Source organism: Photorhabdus africana (genome assembly GCF_035181445.1).
GTDB lineage: Bacteria > Pseudomonadota > Gammaproteobacteria > Enterobacterales > Enterobacteriaceae > Photorhabdus > Photorhabdus laumondii.
In genome coordinates this window covers 83892-101612 of the sequence record NZ_JAXBVE010000012.1, presented here as the reverse complement: position 1 = coordinate 101612, position 17721 = coordinate 83892, and the positions used below count along the sequence as shown (strand labels likewise).

23 protein-coding genes are annotated in these 17721 nt (G+C 43.9%); 22 read left to right on the top strand and 1 reads right to left on the bottom strand.

All coding sequences use genetic code 11. From position 1 onward, the window contains the following. Positions 1-47 precede the first annotated feature (47 nt). The gene (gene hpaR, locus SLS51_RS09330; protein WP_323837638.1) at positions 48-494 is read right to left on the bottom strand and encodes a homoprotocatechuate degradation operon regulator HpaR; all 447 of its coding nucleotides are present in this window, start codon (positions 492-494) and stop codon (positions 48-50) included. Positions 495-880: 386 nt separating this feature from the next. Between hpaR and SLS51_RS09325 the strand changes: the two genes are divergently transcribed. The 22 genes from SLS51_RS09325 (at position 881) to SLS51_RS09220 (ending at position 17537) form a co-directional block, all read left to right on the top strand. Beyond that, positions 881-1513 carry a fumarylacetoacetate hydrolase family protein gene (locus tag SLS51_RS09325; RefSeq protein WP_323837636.1) on the top strand — a complete coding sequence of 211 codons (633 nt, stop codon included), beginning with the start codon at positions 881-883 and terminating at the stop codon, positions 1511-1513. Beyond that, positions 1510-2274, top strand: a complete 765-nt coding sequence (locus SLS51_RS09320) for a fumarylacetoacetate hydrolase family protein (RefSeq protein ID WP_323837634.1) — start codon at positions 1510-1512, stop codon at positions 2272-2274. The genes SLS51_RS09325 and SLS51_RS09320 overlap by 4 nt, the downstream gene beginning before the upstream one ends. Next, the gene (hpaE, locus tag SLS51_RS09315) at positions 2271-3737 is read left to right on the top strand and encodes a 5-carboxymethyl-2-hydroxymuconate semialdehyde dehydrogenase (protein WP_323837632.1); all 1467 of its coding nucleotides are present in this window, start codon (positions 2271-2273) and stop codon (positions 3735-3737) included. The genes SLS51_RS09320 and hpaE overlap by 4 nt, the downstream gene beginning before the upstream one ends. A gap of 64 nt (positions 3738-3801) precedes the next feature. Beyond that, on the top strand, positions 3802-4686 hold the full coding sequence (gene hpaD, locus SLS51_RS09310; protein ID WP_323837630.1) for a 3,4-dihydroxyphenylacetate 2,3-dioxygenase: 885 nt from the start codon (positions 3802-3804) through the stop codon (positions 4684-4686). 3 nt (positions 4687-4689) lie between these two features. Then, the gene (locus SLS51_RS09305; RefSeq protein ID WP_323837628.1) at positions 4690-5076 is read left to right on the top strand and encodes a 5-carboxymethyl-2-hydroxymuconate Delta-isomerase; all 387 of its coding nucleotides are present in this window, start codon (positions 4690-4692) and stop codon (positions 5074-5076) included. 2 nt (positions 5077-5078) lie between these two features. Next, on the top strand, positions 5079-6308 hold the full coding sequence (locus SLS51_RS09300) for a Bcr/CflA family multidrug efflux MFS transporter (protein WP_323837626.1): 1230 nt from the start codon (positions 5079-5081) through the stop codon (positions 6306-6308). Beyond that, the gene (locus tag SLS51_RS09295) at positions 6298-7770 is read left to right on the top strand and encodes an NAD-dependent succinate-semialdehyde dehydrogenase (protein WP_323837624.1); all 1473 of its coding nucleotides are present in this window, start codon (positions 6298-6300) and stop codon (positions 7768-7770) included. Before SLS51_RS09300 ends, SLS51_RS09295 begins: the two co-directional genes overlap by 11 nt. A 4-nt stretch (positions 7771-7774) precedes the next feature. Further along, on the top strand, positions 7775-8578 hold the full coding sequence (hpaH, locus tag SLS51_RS09290; protein ID WP_323837622.1) for a 2-oxo-hept-4-ene-1,7-dioate hydratase: 804 nt from the start codon (positions 7775-7777) through the stop codon (positions 8576-8578). 11 nt (positions 8579-8589) lie between these two features. Further along, positions 8590-9396: a 4-hydroxy-2-oxoheptanedioate aldolase gene (gene hpaI, locus SLS51_RS09285; RefSeq protein WP_113025297.1), complete on the top strand. Its 807-nt coding sequence runs from the start codon at positions 8590-8592 to the stop codon at positions 9394-9396. 96 nt (positions 9397-9492) lie between these two features. Further along, positions 9493-10869: a 4-hydroxyphenylacetate permease gene (gene hpaX, locus SLS51_RS09280; protein ID WP_323837619.1), complete on the top strand. Its 1377-nt coding sequence runs from the start codon at positions 9493-9495 to the stop codon at positions 10867-10869. Positions 10870-10894: 25 nt separating this feature from the next. Continuing rightward, positions 10895-11785, top strand: a complete 891-nt coding sequence (gene hpaA, locus SLS51_RS09275) for a 4-hydroxyphenylacetate catabolism regulatory protein HpaA (RefSeq protein ID WP_323837617.1) — start codon at positions 10895-10897, stop codon at positions 11783-11785. Positions 11786-12098: 313 nt separating this feature from the next. Then, positions 12099-12410 carry a YjeO family protein gene (locus SLS51_RS09270; RefSeq protein ID WP_323837615.1) on the top strand — a complete coding sequence of 104 codons (312 nt, stop codon included), beginning with the start codon at positions 12099-12101 and terminating at the stop codon, positions 12408-12410. A gap of 262 nt (positions 12411-12672) precedes the next feature. Further along, positions 12673-13152 (top strand): Hcp family type VI secretion system effector, encoded by a 480-nt coding sequence (locus SLS51_RS09265; protein ID WP_323837613.1) that lies wholly within the window; start codon positions 12673-12675, stop codon positions 13150-13152. Between the two features lie 2 nt (positions 13153-13154). Continuing rightward, positions 13155-13358, top strand: coding sequence for a hypothetical protein (locus SLS51_RS09260; protein ID WP_323837611.1), 204 nt, complete (start codon positions 13155-13157; stop codon positions 13356-13358). Between the two features lie 185 nt (positions 13359-13543). After that, positions 13544-13876, top strand: coding sequence for an RNase A-like domain-containing protein (locus tag SLS51_RS09255; RefSeq protein ID WP_323837609.1), 333 nt, complete (start codon positions 13544-13546; stop codon positions 13874-13876). 43 nt (positions 13877-13919) lie between these two features. Continuing rightward, complete coding sequence (locus SLS51_RS09250; RefSeq protein ID WP_323837607.1) at positions 13920-14228, top strand: contact-dependent growth inhibition system immunity protein; 309 nt, start codon at positions 13920-13922, stop codon at positions 14226-14228. Positions 14229-14354: 126 nt separating this feature from the next. Further along, positions 14355-14675, top strand: a complete 321-nt coding sequence (locus tag SLS51_RS09245) for a contact-dependent growth inhibition system immunity protein (RefSeq protein WP_011145341.1) — start codon at positions 14355-14357, stop codon at positions 14673-14675. A gap of 83 nt (positions 14676-14758) precedes the next feature. Continuing rightward, positions 14759-15052 carry a contact-dependent growth inhibition system immunity protein gene (locus SLS51_RS09240; protein WP_113042099.1) on the top strand — a complete coding sequence of 98 codons (294 nt, stop codon included), beginning with the start codon at positions 14759-14761 and terminating at the stop codon, positions 15050-15052. 125 nt (positions 15053-15177) lie between these two features. After that, a complete protein-coding gene (locus SLS51_RS09235; protein WP_323837604.1) occupies positions 15178-15498 on the top strand; it encodes a contact-dependent growth inhibition system immunity protein in 321 nt (106 codons plus the stop codon). A 41-nt stretch (positions 15499-15539) separates the two neighbouring features. Then, entirely contained in the window at positions 15540-15854 is a 315-nt protein-coding gene (locus SLS51_RS09230) for a hypothetical protein (protein ID WP_323837602.1), read from the top strand. A 330-nt stretch (positions 15855-16184) separates the two neighbouring features. After that, entirely contained in the window at positions 16185-16931 is a 747-nt protein-coding gene (locus SLS51_RS09225) for an SDR family oxidoreductase (protein ID WP_323837600.1), read from the top strand. Between the two features lie 267 nt (positions 16932-17198). Then, entirely contained in the window at positions 17199-17537 is a 339-nt protein-coding gene (locus SLS51_RS09220) for a hypothetical protein (RefSeq protein ID WP_323837598.1), read from the top strand. Positions 17538-17721 lie beyond the last annotated feature (184 nt).

The following is a 17721-nucleotide window of genomic DNA, read 5'->3' as shown; positions in this document are numbered from 1 at the left end:
CTCAGCAATTTCACCATTATCCATTACCCTCATTTTCAATGGAGATTTTATTTAATATCCTTTCCTGTATTCATCAGTGAGTTATTACCAACAACAATTAACTCCTCCAACAAAGCTGAAAGCTGAGCCAGTTTTTCTGGCGAAAAGGCTTTTTCAATCGCCTGATATCCCTGTTCTACCTGCTCTTTCGCCTTTTCATAAAGTTTCTGACCATCCAGTGTTAAAGAAACATAAAGTTTGCGCTGATCATTCATCGGCTTAAGACGAAAGATCAAGCCATCACGCTCCATACGCGTCAATATCCCCGTTAAACTTGGACGAAGAATACAGGTCTGGCAAGACAAATCATAAAAATCAATTGACCGATTACCAGACAGTACACGAATAATACGCCACTGCTGTTCAGTCAAATTATGACTCTTAAGGATTGGGCGGAAAAAACCCATCGCGGTTTCTCGCGCTTGAAGTAATGCAATTGTCAGAGATTCATGCATGGGTAATGAAGGCTCTTATTTTAGTTAATCACTGATTTACTCTCTGTTGAAAGTATTATCTCACTCTATAACCACAATAAAAAAGACTAGCACGTCCCTCAGTCAACCACAAAGAAAAAATCATAAAAATATTAATAAGTAAACAAAAATTAGCCCTAAAAATAAAGTTAATAAAAAGTTAATGCAAGAGTAACGCCTTTATCCGAAAAAAGATTAATATGTTGATTAATAATGATAAAAAACAAATTTAGTGGAGATACTGTTACTGAGATCACAATTAAAATTAACAAACACATTAACATATTGCAACAACGCGCCCTGTAGCTTATTAATATATTAATAAATGCATCTTAAAACCGCCCGTTTAAGTTTATGAGGAATCGTTAATGAAAGGCACTGTCTTCGCCGTAGCCCTCAACCACCAGAGCCAGGTAGATTTCTGGCATGGCTCATTTCAGCAAGCACCTTATAACACTCTGCCTAAAACACCCGTATGGTTCATTAAACCCCGCAATACCGTTATCACCTCCGGTGAAGCGATTCCCCATCCGGTAGGTGAAGAGGTTCAAAGCGGTGCAACGCTGGCATTAATAATAGGTAAAACCGCCCGCAAAGTTGCCATTGAAAACGCAGCCGAATATATCGCAGGTTATGCATTAGCTAATGAAGTCAGCCTGCCTGAAACCGCTTTTTATCGTCCGGCAATTAAAGCTAAGTGTCGCGATGGTTTTTGCCCCATAGGCCAAATGACCCATCCTGAATCCATTGATGCGTTAGATATCATTACCGAAATCAATGGGCAAGAAGTCGATCGCTGGTCAACAGCCGATCTGGTGCGTTCAGCCACGGAATTAGTTGCAGCATTGAGTGATTTCGCAACCCTCATAGAGGGGGATGTGATCCTGCTTGGAACGCCACACCAACGCGTGGCTATCAAACCGGGCGACAAAGTTGTTATTCGGGCAGCAGGTTTCCCATCACTGGAAAATCAGGTTGTGCAAGTGGGAGAAAAAGCATGAAACACGCAAGAGTTCACTATCAAGGTCGCGATTTGATTGTTACCGTGGATAAACAGGAAAATGTCTGCCTGCCTGATGGCAGTAAAATCAACGGCGAATCCGTTCAATGGCTGCCACCCGCAAACGGTACCCTATTTGCCCTCGGTTTGAATTATGCTGATCACGCCACTGAGCTGGAATTTAAGCCCCCCAAAGAACCGCTGGTTTTTATCAAGGCCGCCAATACGCTAACCGGTCATCGTCAGGTTTCCGTTCGCCCTGATCATGTGGAATATATGCATTATGAAGCCGAGCTGGTGGTTGTCATCGGCAAAACCGCCCACAAAGTCGCTAAAGAACACGCGATGGATTACGTTGCCGGGTACACCGTCTGTAACGATTACGCAATCCGTGACTATCTGGAAAACTACTATCGTCCTAATCTCCGGGTAAAAAGCCGCGATACACTGACCCCCATCGGTCCGTGGTTCGTTGATAAAGAAGATGTGCCCAATCCACATAATCTGACATTAAGCACCTGGGTTAATGGTGAATTGCGTCAACGCGGTACAACCGCTGATTTGATCTTCAATATTCCATTCTTGATCGCTTATCTAAGCGACTTTATGACGCTGCAACCGGGAGACATGATCGCCACCGGCACGCCAAAAGGATTATCCGATGTGGTACCGGGAGATGAAGTTATTGTTGAAGTTGAAGGTGTTGGGCGTCTGGTCAACCGTATTGTCAGCCAGCAAGAGTATGAGGAGAGTCTGTCATGACCGTCATTAACCATTGGATCAACGGCAAAAACGTCAGCAGTAAAACCTATTTTGAAACCTCAAACCCGGCTACCGGCGAAGTACTGGCAGAAGTCGCTTCCGGCGGTCAAGAAGAGGTTGATCAAGCCGTTGCCGCCGCAAAGGCCGCCTTTCCCAAATGGGCTGATCTGCCGATGAAAGAGCGTGCACACTTGATGCGCCGTTTAGGTGAGTTGATTGATGAGAATGTGCCTGAAATCGCGGCAATGGAAACCAAAGATACCGGTCTGCCCATTCATCAAACACAAAATGTCCTGATCCCTCGCGCTTCTCACAATTTCAACTTCTTTGCTGAGATTTGTCAGCAAATGAACGGCCGTACCTATCCCGTTGATGACAAAATGCTCAACTACACGCTGGTGCAACCCGTCGGGGTTTGTGCGCTGATTTCTCCGTGGAACGTGCCATTTATGACCGCTACCTGGAAAGTTGCCCCCTGTTTAGCACTAGGTAACACCGCAGTACTGAAAATGTCAGAGCTCTCCCCATTAACCGCCAACCGTTTAGGCGAATTGGCACTAGAAGCGGGTATCCCTGCGGGTGTGCTGAATGTGGTTCAGGGATACGGTGCTACCGCGGGTGACGCGCTGGTGAAACATCACGATGTACGCGCGGTTTCGTTTACCGGCGGCACAGCAACTGGTCGTCAGATTATGAAAAATGCCGGCCTGAAAAAATATTCAATGGAGCTAGGGGGTAAATCTCCGGTTCTGATCTTTGAAGATGCGGATATTGAGCGCGCACTGGATGCCGCGCTGTTCACCATTTTCTCTATCAATGGTGAACGTTGTACCGCCGGTTCACGTATTTTTATTCAGCAAAGTATCTACCCTGAGTTTATTAAACGTTTTGCTGAACGCGCTAATCGTTTACGGGTGGGTGATCCACAAGATCCAACCACTCAGATCGGCGCACTTATCAGCAAGCCGCATTGGGAGAAAGTCTCCGGTTACATCCGTCTGGGAATAGAAGAAGGTGCAACATTGCTGGCAGGTGGCCCAGATAAACCGATCGATTTACCGGCACACCTAAAAGACGGCCATTTCCTACGCCCAACGGTGCTGGCGGATGTTGATAACCGTATGCGGGTTGCTCAGGAGGAGATCTTCGGCCCTGTCGCCTGCCTGCTGCCATTCAAAGATGAAGCAGAAGGTCTGCGTCTGGCAAATGATGTGGAGTACGGTCTGGCTTCTTACATCTGGACGCAAGATGTCAGCAAAGTCTTGCGTCTGGCCCGTAATATCGAAGCCGGCATGGTATTCGTCAACACCCAGAACGTCCGTGACCTGCGTCAACCATTCGGCGGCGTGAAAGCCTCCGGCACCGGCCGTGAAGGCGGTGAATACAGTTTTGAAGTGTTTGCTGAGATGAAAAACGTCTGTATCTCGATGGGGGATCATCCCATCCCGCGTTGGGGGGTATAACCGTTCCGTCAGCGTTAACCACGGTGAATTCCGGTTCGCCGTCCTGATATCAAATGAGGATTTTATGGGTAAGTTAGCGTTAGCAGCCAAAATTACACATGTGCCATCCATGTATCTGTCTGAACTACCGGGGAAGCATCACGGTTGCCGTCAGGGAGCTATTGATGGTCACAAAGAGATCAGTCGCCGTTGCCGCGAAATGGGCGTCGATACCCTTATTGTGTTTGATACGCACTGGTTGGTGAATAGTGCCTATCACATCAATTGTGCCGACCATTTCTCCGGCATTTACACCAGTAATGAATTACCCCATTTCATCCGGGATATGAGTTATGAATATGACGGCAATCCTGAATTGGGACAAATGATCGCAGAAGAGGCGCGCAATGTCGGCGTGCGCGCTCAGGCGCATGAAATCCCAAGCCTGAAACTGGAGTATGGCACGCTGGTACCGATGCGTTACATGAACAGTGACCGACATTTTAAAGTTGTCTCGGTCTCCGCATTCTGCACTGTCCATGCTTTTGAAGATAGCCGTCGTCTTGGAGAAGCAATTCTGACAGCGATTGAGAAATATGATGGCACCGTTGCGGTATTCGCCAGCGGTTCCCTTTCTCACCGTTTTATTGATGATCAACGCGCCGAAGAGGGCATGAATAGCTACACCCGAGAATTTGATGAACAGATGGATCATCGGGTGGTTCAACTTTGGAAAGAGGGCAAATTCAAAGAGTTCTGCAAAATGCTGCCGGAATATGCAGATTATTGTTATGGCGAAGGCAATATGCACGACACAGTGATGTTATTAGGTCTACTCGGTTGGGATAACTATGACGGTAAAGTGGAGTTTCTGACTGAATTGTTTGCCAGTTCCGGCACTGGGCAAGTCAACGCCGTATTCCCGCTACCTGATTACATCACCAACAGTCTATCCCCTGATTTGGAGTAACCTATGCCACATTTTTATGCTGAATGTACAGAAAATATCCGCGAACAAGCCAATCTGCCAGAGTTGTTTGCCAAAGTGAATCAGGCGCTGGCAGATACCGGTATTTTCCCATTAGGCGGCATACGCAGCCGTGCCATCTGGCTGGATACCTGGCAAATGGCCGATGGTCAACATGATTACGCCTTCGTCCATATGACACTGAAAATCGGCGCAGGACGCAGCCTTGAAAGCCGTCAACAGGTTGGTGAGAAGCTGTTTCCCCTGATCAAACAACATTTTGCCTCGTTGATGGCACAACGTTATCTTGCCCTCTCCTTTACGATGGAAGAATTAGACCCGGTATTGAACTACAAACAAAACAACGTCCACGCCTTGTTTCGTAAGGAGTAGTGATGCCGAAGCCCTTTCATCAGCATCCTCCTCGTTGGTTAATCCCTTTATTAGGTGCGCTAGTGGCCTTCGGGCCTCTGTCGATTGATATGTACCTGCCAGCCTTGCCGGAAATGGCAAGGCAATTACAGGCAACACAAGGGCAGATGCAACATACCTTGGGCGCATTTTTCGCCGGTTTCTGCCTTGGCATGCTGTTATACGGCCCACTGAGCGACCATTTAGGGCGCAGAAAACTGCTGCTCAGCGGCATCGCATTATTCGTCGTTGCCAGTGCGTTGTGTACCTTGGCGACACACGTTGAACAACTGATTTTACTGCGCGCATTACAGGCATTTGGCAGTGGCGCCGCCGTGGTCATGGGCCGAGCGATCGCCCGTGATATCTATGGTCCGCAGGCATTACCACGCGTGCTATCACTCATGACCTTAGTAACTATGATAGCGCCGCTTATCGCCCCATTACTGGGTGGCTTACTGTTAACTTATTTCAATTGGCAGGCCATATTTACGTTATTGAGTCTATTCGGTTGTATCAGCGGGATATTATTACTATTTTTATTGCCAGAAACGCTACCCGCCCAGAATAACGGCGGAAAACTTATCACCGCTTTTAAAAATTACGGCAAATTACTGACTGACGGTGAAGCGATGGCAACTATCGGCACATTGGCATTCACTTGTGCCGCCATGTTCGCATTTATCAGTGGTTCCCCTTTCGTCTATATCAACTATTTTCAGGTTCCGGCAAATTACTACGGATTACTGTTCGCCTGTAATGCACTCGGCATGATGGCAATTGTGCTGCTCAATGTCCGTTTACTAAAAGTCTACGATCTTTCCCGTCTGTTATTCATTCAAACCAGTGCTCAATTACTGTTTGGCATCTTACTGGTTATCTTTTATCAGCAAAGTCTGACGGTGATCGTCATTTTGGTCGTACTGTTTATCTCGCTGGTTAATGCCATTGGTACTAACAGCCTCTCTTTATTACTTCAACATCGCGGTCAACTTGCCGGTAGCGCCAGTGCGCTCGCTATTTCTGCACAATTCGGTATGGCAGCAGTTGCCAGTGTTGCCGTCTCTTTACTACAAGATGAAACCCCTTTTGCTATGGCCCTTGTAATGGCTGTTTGTGCTGGGTTGAGTTGGTTATGCCAGCAGCTAGCAACTTTCTACCAGCGAAAACCCCTCACACAAGTGTCTTTAGGAGAAAAAAATCATGACAAATAATGTAAATACAGAATTACTGCGTCAACAAGCTTATATCAACGGACAGTGGGTTGATGCCGACAATCAAGCAACGTTTAAGGTGACTAACCCGGCAAATGGTGAAGTTATTGCCCACGTCAGTAATATGGGCGCGGCTGAAACAGAACGCGCAATTGCAGCCGCTCAGCAAGCTCTGCCTGCCTGGAGAGCCATGACAGCCAAACAACGCAGCCAGATCCTGCAACGTTGGTTTCAGTTAATGATGGCAAATCAACAGGCACTGGCTGAATTGTTGAGCCGGGAGCAAGGGAAGTCACAGACAGAAGCTATGGGCGAGATCGCTTATGGCGCCAGCTTCATCGAATGGTTTGCGGAAGAAGGTAAACGCACCTACGGTGAAACCATTCCAAGCCCATTGCCCGGTCGCCGGATTGTCACGATCAAACAACCTATTGGCGTTGTGGCGGCCATTACACCGTGGAACTTCCCCAATGCCATGATCACCCGCAAGGTTGGCCCTGCTCTGGCAGCAGGCTGCACAGTGATCCTAAAACCCGCCTCGGAAACCCCACTTTCCGCTCTGGCTCTGGCTGCGCTAGCGGAACAAGCCGGTATTCCCGCTGGCGTATTCAATGTGGTGACCGGCATCGATGCGAAAGCCATCGGCGGAGCTATGACCCAGAGCCCGATTGTTCGCAAACTCTCTTTTACTGGCTCAACCCGTGTCGGTAAGCTCTTGATGGCACAAAGTGCCGACACGGTGAAAAAGCTATCATTGGAATTGGGCGGCAATGCGCCATTTATCGTTTTTGATGATGCTGATATTGATGCCGCTGTACAGGGAGCATTGATAGCTAAATTCCGCAACAGCGGTCAAACCTGTGTTTGCGCTAACCGAATTTTGGTACAGGAAACCATTTATGACACCTTCGCCGAACGTCTGGCACAAGCCGTTAATCAGTTGCAGGTTGGCCCGGCTAGCGACGCTAAATCACAACAAGGCCCCCTGATCAATCAAGCCGCCGTCGATAAAGTCGAGGAACACATCAGTGACGCCATTTCCCACGGTGCACGCATATTGGCCGGGGGTAAACCACACGCTCTGGGCGGTCTATTCTTCGAACCTACCGTACTGGCTGATGTCAATAAATCCATGCTTATCTCCCAAGAAGAAACATTCGGCCCTATTGCTCCCCTGTTCAAATTCCGTGATGAAGCAGAAGCCATCCATCTGGCAAATGAGACTGAATTTGGTCTGGCCGCTTATTTTTATTCCCGCGATATCGGCCGGATCTACCGTGTGGCAGAAGCGCTGGAAAGCGGTATGGTCGGGATCAATGAAGGTTTAATCTCTAATGAAGCCGCCCCATTCGGCGGCATTAAACAATCGGGCCTGGGACGTGAAGGTTCTCGTTACGGCATCGAAGATTATCTGGAAGTGAAATATCTCTGCTTTGGTGGCATAGAAGACACAGGAGTTTAACCGCATGTTACAGAAAGAAGTCGTATCACAGGTTGCACATCGTCTGCATCAGGCAGAAAAAAGCCGTGAACAAATACGCCAGATCTCATTGGATTACCCTGAAATCACCATCGATGATGCTTATGCTATTCAGCGTCACTGGGTGGAGTTGAAAATTGCCGAAGGTCGGGTACTCAAAGGCCATAAAATTGGCCTGACCTCAAAAGCCATGCAAGCCAGCTCACAAATCAGTGAGCCAGATTATGGCGCTTTGCTGGACGATATGTTTTTCCCTGATGGCAGTGATATTCCATGTGATCGCTTTATTGTGCCCCGTATTGAGGTCGAGCTAGCATTCATTCTGGCAAAACCTTTGGGTGGCCCGAACTGCACACTGTTTGATGTTTACAACGCGACCGATTACATCATTCCTGCGTTGGAATTGATCGACGCCCGTTGCCATAACATCGATCCGGAAACTAAGCGCCCACGCAAAGTGTTCGATACGATTTCTGACAATGCCGCCAACGGCGGCGTCATTATGGGCGGCCGTCCGATTAAGCCCGATCAGTTTGATCTGCGCTGGATCAGCGCCCTGCTCTATCGCAATGGCGTGATTGAAGAATCCGGTGTCGCGGCGGCGGTACTTAATCATCCAGCTAACGGTGTCGCATGGTTGGCAAACAAACTGGCCCCACATGGTGTTCAGCTTGAGGCAGGACAAATCATTCTCAGCGGCTCTTTTACCCGCCCGGTTCCAGCCAATAAAGGGGATACCTTCCATGTGGATTATGGCCCCCTCGGTGCTATCAGTTGCCGTTTTGTTTAACGAGGAAAAATATGGATCGGTTAACCAATAAATTTAAACAAGCATTAAAAGCAGGCCAGCCACAAATCGGTCTATGGCTGGGGCTTTGTAACCCCTACAGTGCTGAATTAGTGGCCGGAGCCGGTTTCGACTGGCTACTTATTGATGGCGAACATGCACCGAACGATATTCAGACGATTCTAAGCCAGTTGCAAGCGATCGCCCCTTATCCAAGTCATCCCATTGTGCGTCCGCCCTGGAACGATCTGGTCATCATTAAACAGCTACTGGATATCGGTGCCCAAACGTTATTAATCCCCATGATACAAAACGCCGAACAGGCTTACGAAGCGGTTCGGGCAACCCGTTATCCACCGGCGGGTATCCGTGGTGTAGGTAGCGCTCTGGCAAGAGCTTCCCACTGGAACAGAATTCCTGATTATCTGCATCGTGCCAACGATGAAATCTGTGTTCTGGTTCAGGTAGAAACCCGTGAAGCACTCCGTAACCTGCCGGAGATCCTCAAAGTAGACGGTGTGGATGGTGTCTTTATCGGTCCGGCGGATCTCAGTTCCGATATGGGCTTTACCAATAATCCGCAACATCCTGAAGTGAAAGACGCAATTGAGCAAGCCATCGCTCAAATCAAAGCGGCGGGTAAAGCGCCGGGCATTCTGATGTCCGCACCCAATGTTGCCGAGCACTACCTGAAACTCGGTGCTCTATTCGTTGCTGTGGGTATTGATACAACTTTATTGGCTCGGACAGCGGAAGCGCTGGCAGCACGATTTATCGCGGATAAAGAGCCGCCGGTAGCACCTTTATCCGGTGTTTATTAATCTTAGCAACCACAATTTAATAATTGATTTACTCAACAAGCATTTAATTTCCTAAACAACGTAATACACATAAAACAGTAAGTAAGGAAAATGATAATGAGCGATTCATCAACTGTTGTGCAACAGCCGGATCTTCCGGTTGGTCAACATAAACCGCTGACGGCACAACAGCAATCCGTCATTAATAAGCTATTCCGTCGCCTGATTATTTTCCTGTTCGTCTTATTTGTATTTTCGTTTCTGGATCGAATTAATATCGGGTTTGCCGGCCTGACAATGGGTAAAGATCTTGGACTGAACGCAACCATGTTCGGTCTGGCGGCAACGCTGTTCTATGTCACTTATGTCATTTTCGGTATTCCTAGCAACATTATGCTAAGCATTGTCGGAGCGCGACGCTGGATAGCCACGATTATGGTGCTCTGGGGGATCTCCTCCACTGCCACCATGTTCGCTACCGGACCAACCAGTCTGTATATCTTGCGTATGCTGGTCGGTATCGCCGAAGCAGGTTTCGTGCCGGGCATCCTGTTATATCTGACTTACTGGTTCCCGGCTTACTATCGCGCCCGTGCCAACGCGCTGTTTATGGTGGCAATGCCGGTGACGATGGCGTTTGGTTCTCTGGCTTCCGGTTATATTCTGGAAATGGATGGCCTGCTGAACCTTCACGGCTGGCAATGGTTATTCCTGCTGGAAGGTTTTCCTTCGGTACTACTGGGAATTGTCGTTTGGTTCTATCTTGATGATTCACCCAAACGCGCTAACTGGCTGACAGATGAGGACAAAAAATGCTTACAAGAGATGATGGATAACGACCAGCCCGCTCTGGTTCAACCGGCAAGCTCATCAACTCATCAGGCAATGCAAAAACCCAGTATATGGCGTGAAATTTTCGCGCCGATCATGCTGATGTATACCCTGGCTTACTTCTGTTTAACCAATACCTTGAGTGCGATTAATATTTGGACGCCACAGATTGTGCAAAGCTTCAATCAGGGCAGCAGTAACATCATGATCGGCATCCTGACCGCTATTCCTCAGTTTTGTACCATCATCGGCATGATTTACTGGAGTCGCCGTTCAGACCGGTTACAAGAACGTAAAATGCATACGGCGCTACCCTATCTGTTCGCCGCCGCGGGCTGGATATTGACCTCATTGACCAACCACAGTGTCATTCAGCTCATTGGGATTATTATGGCCTCAACCGGTTCATTTACCGCAATGGCGGTCTTCTGGACCACGCCGGATCAAGCTATCAGTTTACGCGCAAGAGCGATCGGCATTGCGGTTATTAGCGCTACAGGCAACATAGGTTCAGCACTCAGCCCGTTATTAATCGGCTGGCTGAAAGATCAGACAGGAAGCTTTAATACCGGGCTCTATTTCGTTGCCGGATTGCTGGTCGTTGGCGCAGCCATTATCTGGTTGATCCCAATGAAACACGCCAGACAGAGAACAGCGTCGTAATTTTCAATAAAAAGGAAAAACCATCATGGCTGAACCTATCATTGCCAATATTGATATCAGCAAGGATTATGATGAAACTCAAGGCACTGATGATGTGCATTATCAGACCTTTGGCCGGATGGCGGCATTTTTTGGTCGTAATATGCAAGCTCATCGTCACGATGGTTTCTTCCAACTTCATTTTTTGATCACCGGCCATATTGAATTACAGTTAGATGCTCAACACTATTCTGTACAAGCGCCGCTGTTTATCCTGACACCGCCCTCCGTTCCTCACGCTTTTTTCACTCAAGATGACAGTGACGGATATGTCCTTACCGTACGGCAAGATCTGATATTACCGTTATTGGAATCACTCTATCCAGCTAATAAAGATATTCTTGATATTCCGGCTATTTGCTTATCCGTCGTCGATAAACCGGAAGAACTGGCCGCTTTTAATCACTATTGGGCGTTAATCGCCCGCGAATCATCGAATAACTTTATTGGTCGAGAGCAATCGCTGACATTTTTAGCACAAGCTATATTTACCCTGTTATTGCGCAATATTCCTCTTGATGATCACCCGGTTAATGGCGTGCGAGGAGAAATTAAATTATTTCAGCGCTTTAACCAATTAATAGACAATTATTATCATCATCATCTTTCCGTACCGGAATATGCTTATAAGTTAGATATTACAGAGTCGCGATTAAAAGATATGTGCCGTCGGTTTACCAATCGTCCACCGAAACGACTCATCTTTGACCGTCAACTGCGTGAAGCCAAACGGCTACTATTATTCAGTGATTGCCCAGTATTTGAAGTTGCTTATCAGCTTGGATTTAAAGATCCAGCCTATTTTGCCCGTTTTTTTAATCGATTAGTTGGCTGCTCACCTAGTTATTGGCGAGAAAGAAATATTCACGAAAAATAAATATCCATGCTAATTATACCAAGCCCGGCATTTTATTCTGCCTGCTCCGCAAACCTCGTGCTATTAATTCGTGCTAAACTGACTCATTTTTATTACAAAATCTCTTCCAAGAATTAAAATTCTGAATATACTGAGACTCTGTCACTCACTGGAATTTTTTGAAGGATAAATGATGGCAATCGGAGTGCCGATAAAAATAAATTTATTTAAGAAAAGGAAACACAACATATGCAAAATCCTTACTATATGGCAGGCGAATTCGGATTCCCACCTTTTGATGTCATAGACTTCATATAATCATGAGAATTTCAGAATGAGAAAATCAGCCATTACCTTCAATATCACTTATGCTATCTTTTGTGCGTTATTTATATATATGATGTCATACTTAGAAGAAGAGCATTATATCGGTGGCCAGGATATAGATAATCTCTGTACTGTTTACAGAGAGCTGATAGATGATAATCGTGATGTATTTGCTCCAACATGTTTACTGATTATGTCCCCTTTAATTTATGCAACCGTAAAGAAAAGATTCAAATCACATTCTCTTAATGTCATGACATTTGCTTTGCTAGGATACTGGGTGTGGCGGTTTTTTATCAGATTGATCGTATGCGTTTAGGATAGTTTCAAATTATTCGGGTAGCGGCCACTGGGTGTTACCTGAATGTCAACTCACGCTATGCGATTAATTACAAATACGACACCTTAACAGTTCAGATTTTTACGTTGCTCTTAATACTTTGATACCCTATTTCTAAATATTCTGGTTTTCACATTAATTCCTCTTACAAATGTAAATTATCTTAAATTTATAAATTTTTGATTGCTTTTTGCACACACCCTACAGCAGGATAAAAAAGTACATTAGAGGAGCAACCAGTATGGCAAATATCATTTATTTAACATTGAAAGGCAAAAAACAGGGGCTAATCTCCGCTGGCTGTGGCTCCTTAAGTTCCATAGGAAATAATTACCAGCACGGCCATGAGAATGAGATTTTTATTTACTCGCTTCAACATTTAATGACAAGAGAACAACACGTATCCCATCATCCGGTTATGGTAGTAAAACCCATCGATAAATCTTCGCCTTTATTGGCGCGAAGCTTCGATGACAATGAAGAGCTGGAATGTTTATTTGAGAACTATCGCACATCACTAACCGGAGGATTAGAAAAAAACTATTCTATCAGGCTAGGCCACGCCTTGATATCCAGCATAAAAAGCAATTATCCGCATTCCAGAGACAGTAATGCCAGCGTACCACAGGAAATCATCTGTTTTACTTACAAAGATATCACGTGGAACAATCTTGCTTGTTCAACCGGTTCTTATAGCTTCTGGGATGACAGGATTTATTGACGATGAATAATGCCACTTATTTAACTGATACTCCCGTTGATTCAGAATCTGAGAATGGGTTACGCATTGTTTTATCACCTGTGCAACTCGCGGCGATCCTATCGGATAATACCATTACCGAAGAAGAGACCTGGAGTAACAGAATATTAGGTGGAGCGGGTTTAGCGGCAGAGAAACCACGACGGAAACTTATCGCGAGGCGGTAAATTTAGCAAAAGAATTTGGGGCTGATGATTACACCGCTTCTGAAATAGGGCTTACTGTCGATATTGCTGTACCATTGTCATTTGCTTCAATAGCGGGCGCAGTTAGAGTTGCCTCTGTACGAGTAGGCCGAATTAAGTTAATTGAACATGAATCGCCTACAGGGTTAAAACCGGGTGGACATACTTTGGCTAAACATGTTGGGTTATCGGAGCAGGAGTTAAGGGCAAGGCTAGCAGATATATCTAGAGCAAGTACTTTTTACAATCAAGATGTGGCAGAGCAAGTGATTTCGGAAGCTCTAAAAGCAAATAGAATACACTTGGAGAATTGGGCTAAATATGCTATTCCAGAAGGAACAACCGCTCCTATTGAATATGTTTCAAGTACTTCTATTGGTTTCGGTATTACCAGAGGATCACGATATGTGGACAAGTTATATAAAGTCAAAGTTGTTTTAAAGTACTCTAAATACAACGGTCAACCCTATTATATATTAACTGCATTTCCAGTATATTAGGGCTAAGATTATACACTCCAAAATATAAAAAGGTTTAATTAAAATGAACGGACAATATCCATTTTTAGACATCTTAGTAGGTGCTTATTTTTGTCAAGATTATGACTTATTGTATGGGAAAACTATGGATGAAGTCATAGACTGCTTTCTTAATGTTGCAACTCAGGAAATGATAAAAGGATTAATCAAAGAAATTGACTCTTTTATTAACACTTCAAAAGATATAGAGAAGGACTTTGACGCTCTCTACTATAGTGACTTTGACCCAGATTTTTGGGACACTGCCACAGCGCTTGGCTTTTTAAACTATGTATCCAAAAGAGCACAAGATCATCTAGATAAAAATAAATAATTACAGGATTTTTAATTCAAAAATAAACAAGGAAGTTTAATAAATAAGAATAGTTTATATATTTCAAGCAATTCTATTGATTTCAGTTACCAGGAGATCGCAATAATATGAAAGGCCACAATTAAAATGACCGGACAATATCCATTTCTAGATATTTTAATGCATGCTTACTTTAATCAGGACTTCGATATAATATCAGGTCCCGAGCTTGATGATGTTATCAATGATTTTCTTAATGACGCATCTCAGGGAATGAGAAAAGGGTTAATAGAAGAAATCAACGATCTTATTGACTCTTCTGAAGATGTAGAGAGCACATTTGATTATCATTACCATGATGCTGACGTTCTCCCCGAAGGGTGGGGTATGACAGCACTTGAGTTTTTAACGCATGTGTCAAACAAGTCACAAGATTATTTAAACGAGCATACTGAACAAGATGAGTAATTAAGGCGTTATGAATTTAACGACAAAAAATATTATATATTAACAGCATACCCAAAATTTGATTAAAATTTGTGGAGAAGAAAATGGAACTAAATCGTTTAATGTTTGCTTATTTCAATCAAGACTATGACATAATATCTGGCCCTGAGCTTGATGATGTCATAAATGACTACCTTGATACCACGAATGAAGCAATGAAGAAAGAATTAATAGAGGAAATAGAGTCTCTTATCCATAATTCAGAAAATATAGAGAAAGACTTTCAAACTCTCTATTCTAGTTCTAGCTTTTGCCCTAAATTATGGGATACCACAGCATTTGAATTTCTAAAATATGTATCAAAAAGAACAAAAAATTATCTGGATAAAGGCAAGTAACTAAAAATTTTTTCACATAACAACAAACAAGGAAGTTTAATCAATAAGAATAGTTTATATATTTCAAGCAATTCTATTGATTTCGATTACTAGGAGATCGCAATAATATGAGAGGCCACATTAAAATGACCGGACAATATCCATTTTTAGATATTTTAATGCATGCTTATTTTAATCAGGACTTCGATATAATATCAGGTCCCAAGCTTGATGATGTTATCAATGATTTTCTTCATGTCGCAACTCTGGGAATGATAAAAGGGTTAATAGAAGAAATCAATGATCTTATTGACATTTCCGAAGATGTAGAGAGCACATTTGATTATCATTACCATGATGCTGACGTTCTCCCAGAATGGTGGGGTATGACAGCACTTGAGTTTTTAAAGCATGTGTCAAAAAAGTCACAAGATTATTTAAACGAGCATACTGAACAAGATGAGTAATTAAATTATTCTTAAATGAAGAAATAAAGAGGTTAAATATAATGGAAATGAGAGAACAATTGCAGTACATAGATAAGCTGACAAATGCTATTGATAGGAATGATTTTGAATCATTTCAAAAAATATTCAATGAGCTGCAAGGAAATTATCTTAATATTGCACCGCCAATGTTATTGGAAAATATTAATCATCTTATCCGTGGCGCTAACAATATAAAAGGATGTTTTAGCAACTATCATGATAATAATGCTGACCCTAAGTTATGGGAAACTATTTCCGCCGTATTAGAACATCTGAATCAGTCATCAAAAATAATGCAAAGTTATATAAACAAACACCATAAAAAGGATAAATAAATCGACCTTTAATCCATGAAATATTCAAATAAAAAACGCTTTTGAATGTAATTAATTATATATTATACTTCAAAGGCGTCACTTATTAACCAAACTTCAAAAACATTAATCACACACAAAAATTCATTTCACCCTCAATAAAAACAAAAAATATGATGTTATTAAAGATATTTTAACCTCTGACTAAAGATAATTATAAAAATAACAATGAAAACATTACAAATATCCCGATGCCATATGCAAAAATTTGCTTTTTATTCAGTTTTTCTTTAATAATACTGGTTCGTTTGATATTTAATTTCTTAAAATAAAACTTTAAATGAGAATATTATGCAAAAAATTACATTAATTACCGGCGGATCACGTGGCATTGGTCGCGCAACAGCTTTTTATTTGGCAGAGAAAGGGCATCACATTGGTATTGGCTACCACACCAATCAAGAGCAAGCTCAGGAAGTCACAGAAATCATCCATAATATCGGCGGTAAAGCCATCGCCATTCAGGTCGATGTCGCTGATGAAAAACAAGTTGTAGAACTCTTCCAAAGAATTGATGCCGAACTCGGATGCATCACAGGTTTGGTAAATAACGCCGGAATACTTAAACCACAAGCATCGATTGAACAATTAACCGCCCATCGCTTGCATGATATTTTTGCCACCAATGTTATAGGCAGTTTTCTCTGTGCACGGGAAGCAGTTAAAAGAATGTCCTTCCGGCATGGTGGTCACGGTGGATCAATTGTCAATGTTTCATCCGCAGCATCCCGATTGGGCTCACCGCACGAATATATAGATTATGCCGCATCAAAAGGGGCGATCGATACTTTGACTATTGGCCTGTCTCTGGAAGTGGCAGATCAGGGAATTCGGGTCAATGCCGTTCGTCCTGGATTCATCTATACCGATATGCACGCTGATGGCGGCGAACCAAATCGAGTTGATCGGGTGAAAAATTCCTTACCAATGAAACGCGGTGGACAACCGAAAGAAGTGGCACAGGCTATCGCCTGGTTGCTGTCGGATGAAGCCTCATATGTCACCGGAAATTTTATTGACCTCGCCGGAGGGAAATAACATTTAAAACAAGTACATATTGAGCTGAATTTACCAATAACCAATATTTGGATACATGAAAAAGAAACCAGAAAATGAAAGATGCCCCATATTTTCAATTGACTTTAGATCAATATTCAGGATGTATTATTAATTAGTATGGGCTGGCATATTGATAACAGGACTCATCGCTATTTTCTGGATAAAGAATATGCCCAAGTGCCCATTCGGTTGAACGCAGGCCAAACTGCAACAACCAAAATCCTCAATACAACCAAGAGGTAAATCATGAAAAACATTGATCCAAAACTTTATCAACATACGCCCACGATTAGCGTCTACGATAACCGTGGCCTGACCATTCGTAACATCGACTTTCACCGCTCTGTCGCGGGAGGGGATACGGATACTCGTATTACCCGCCACCACAATCTCACCGGCGATACTTTGCGAACAGAAAGTGCCGATGCCGGCCGTACCGTCGCCCCCAATGATATTGAAGGCCGTCAAGTGTTGATTGTAACCGCAACCGGCGCCATTCAGACTCGGCAATATGAAGCTAACACCCTGCCCGGCCGTCTATTGTCCGTAAGTGAACAAGCCCCCGGAGAAAAGACCTTGAAATAACAATCACAAAAATATCGTCTGGATCACACTTTAAATAACAAATCATCCTTCCCAACGAAAAGTACCAGCGAACCTTCCGAAAATCTATTCAAGAAACGCCATTCTAAAGCTTCAATTAAGAAACACAAAACAAACACTAAATTAACATTTCCGTGCCAATATTGATTATATTATATCAAGACAG

What these genes read in the sequence shown, in the direction of transcription:
- SLS51_RS09325 (WP_323837636.1), top strand. Translation starts at nt 881, where the DNA reads ATGAAAGGCACTGTCTTCGCCGTAGCCCTCAACCACCAGAGCCAGGTA.
- SLS51_RS09295 (WP_323837624.1), top strand. Translation starts at nt 6,298, where the DNA reads ATGACAAATAATGTAAATACAGAATTACTGCGTCAACAAGCTTATATC.
- SLS51_RS09265 (WP_323837613.1), top strand. Translation starts at nt 12,673, where the DNA reads ATGGCAAATATCATTTATTTAACATTGAAAGGCAAAAAACAGGGGCTA.
- SLS51_RS09245 (WP_011145341.1), top strand. Translation starts at nt 14,355, where the DNA reads ATGACCGGACAATATCCATTTCTAGATATTTTAATGCATGCTTACTTT.
- hpaR (WP_323837638.1), bottom strand. Translation starts at nt 494, where the DNA reads ATGCATGAATCTCTGACAATTGCATTACTTCAAGCGCGAGAAACCGCG.
- SLS51_RS09320 (WP_323837634.1), top strand. Translation starts at nt 1,510, where the DNA reads ATGAAACACGCAAGAGTTCACTATCAAGGTCGCGATTTGATTGTTACC.
- SLS51_RS09250 (WP_323837607.1), top strand. Translation starts at nt 13,920, where the DNA reads ATGAACGGACAATATCCATTTTTAGACATCTTAGTAGGTGCTTATTTT.
- hpaX (WP_323837619.1), top strand. Translation starts at nt 9,493, where the DNA reads ATGAGCGATTCATCAACTGTTGTGCAACAGCCGGATCTTCCGGTTGGT.
- SLS51_RS09220 (WP_323837598.1), top strand. Translation starts at nt 17,199, where the DNA reads ATGAAAAACATTGATCCAAAACTTTATCAACATACGCCCACGATTAGC.
- SLS51_RS09240 (WP_113042099.1), top strand. Translation starts at nt 14,759, where the DNA reads ATGGAACTAAATCGTTTAATGTTTGCTTATTTCAATCAAGACTATGAC.
- SLS51_RS09230 (WP_323837602.1), top strand. Translation starts at nt 15,540, where the DNA reads ATGGAAATGAGAGAACAATTGCAGTACATAGATAAGCTGACAAATGCT.
- hpaA (WP_323837617.1), top strand. Translation starts at nt 10,895, where the DNA reads ATGGCTGAACCTATCATTGCCAATATTGATATCAGCAAGGATTATGAT.
- hpaD (WP_323837630.1), top strand. Translation starts at nt 3,802, where the DNA reads ATGGGTAAGTTAGCGTTAGCAGCCAAAATTACACATGTGCCATCCATG.
- hpaE (WP_323837632.1), top strand. Translation starts at nt 2,271, where the DNA reads ATGACCGTCATTAACCATTGGATCAACGGCAAAAACGTCAGCAGTAAA.
- hpaH (WP_323837622.1), top strand. Translation starts at nt 7,775, where the DNA reads ATGTTACAGAAAGAAGTCGTATCACAGGTTGCACATCGTCTGCATCAG.
- SLS51_RS09235 (WP_323837604.1), top strand. Translation starts at nt 15,178, where the DNA reads ATGACCGGACAATATCCATTTTTAGATATTTTAATGCATGCTTATTTT.
- SLS51_RS09225 (WP_323837600.1), top strand. Translation starts at nt 16,185, where the DNA reads ATGCAAAAAATTACATTAATTACCGGCGGATCACGTGGCATTGGTCGC.
- SLS51_RS09260 (WP_323837611.1), top strand. Translation starts at nt 13,155, where the DNA reads ATGAATAATGCCACTTATTTAACTGATACTCCCGTTGATTCAGAATCT.
- SLS51_RS09270 (WP_323837615.1), top strand. Translation starts at nt 12,099, where the DNA reads ATGAGAAAATCAGCCATTACCTTCAATATCACTTATGCTATCTTTTGT.
- SLS51_RS09305 (WP_323837628.1), top strand. Translation starts at nt 4,690, where the DNA reads ATGCCACATTTTTATGCTGAATGTACAGAAAATATCCGCGAACAAGCC.
- SLS51_RS09300 (WP_323837626.1), top strand. Translation starts at nt 5,079, where the DNA reads ATGCCGAAGCCCTTTCATCAGCATCCTCCTCGTTGGTTAATCCCTTTA.
- hpaI (WP_113025297.1), top strand. Translation starts at nt 8,590, where the DNA reads ATGGATCGGTTAACCAATAAATTTAAACAAGCATTAAAAGCAGGCCAG.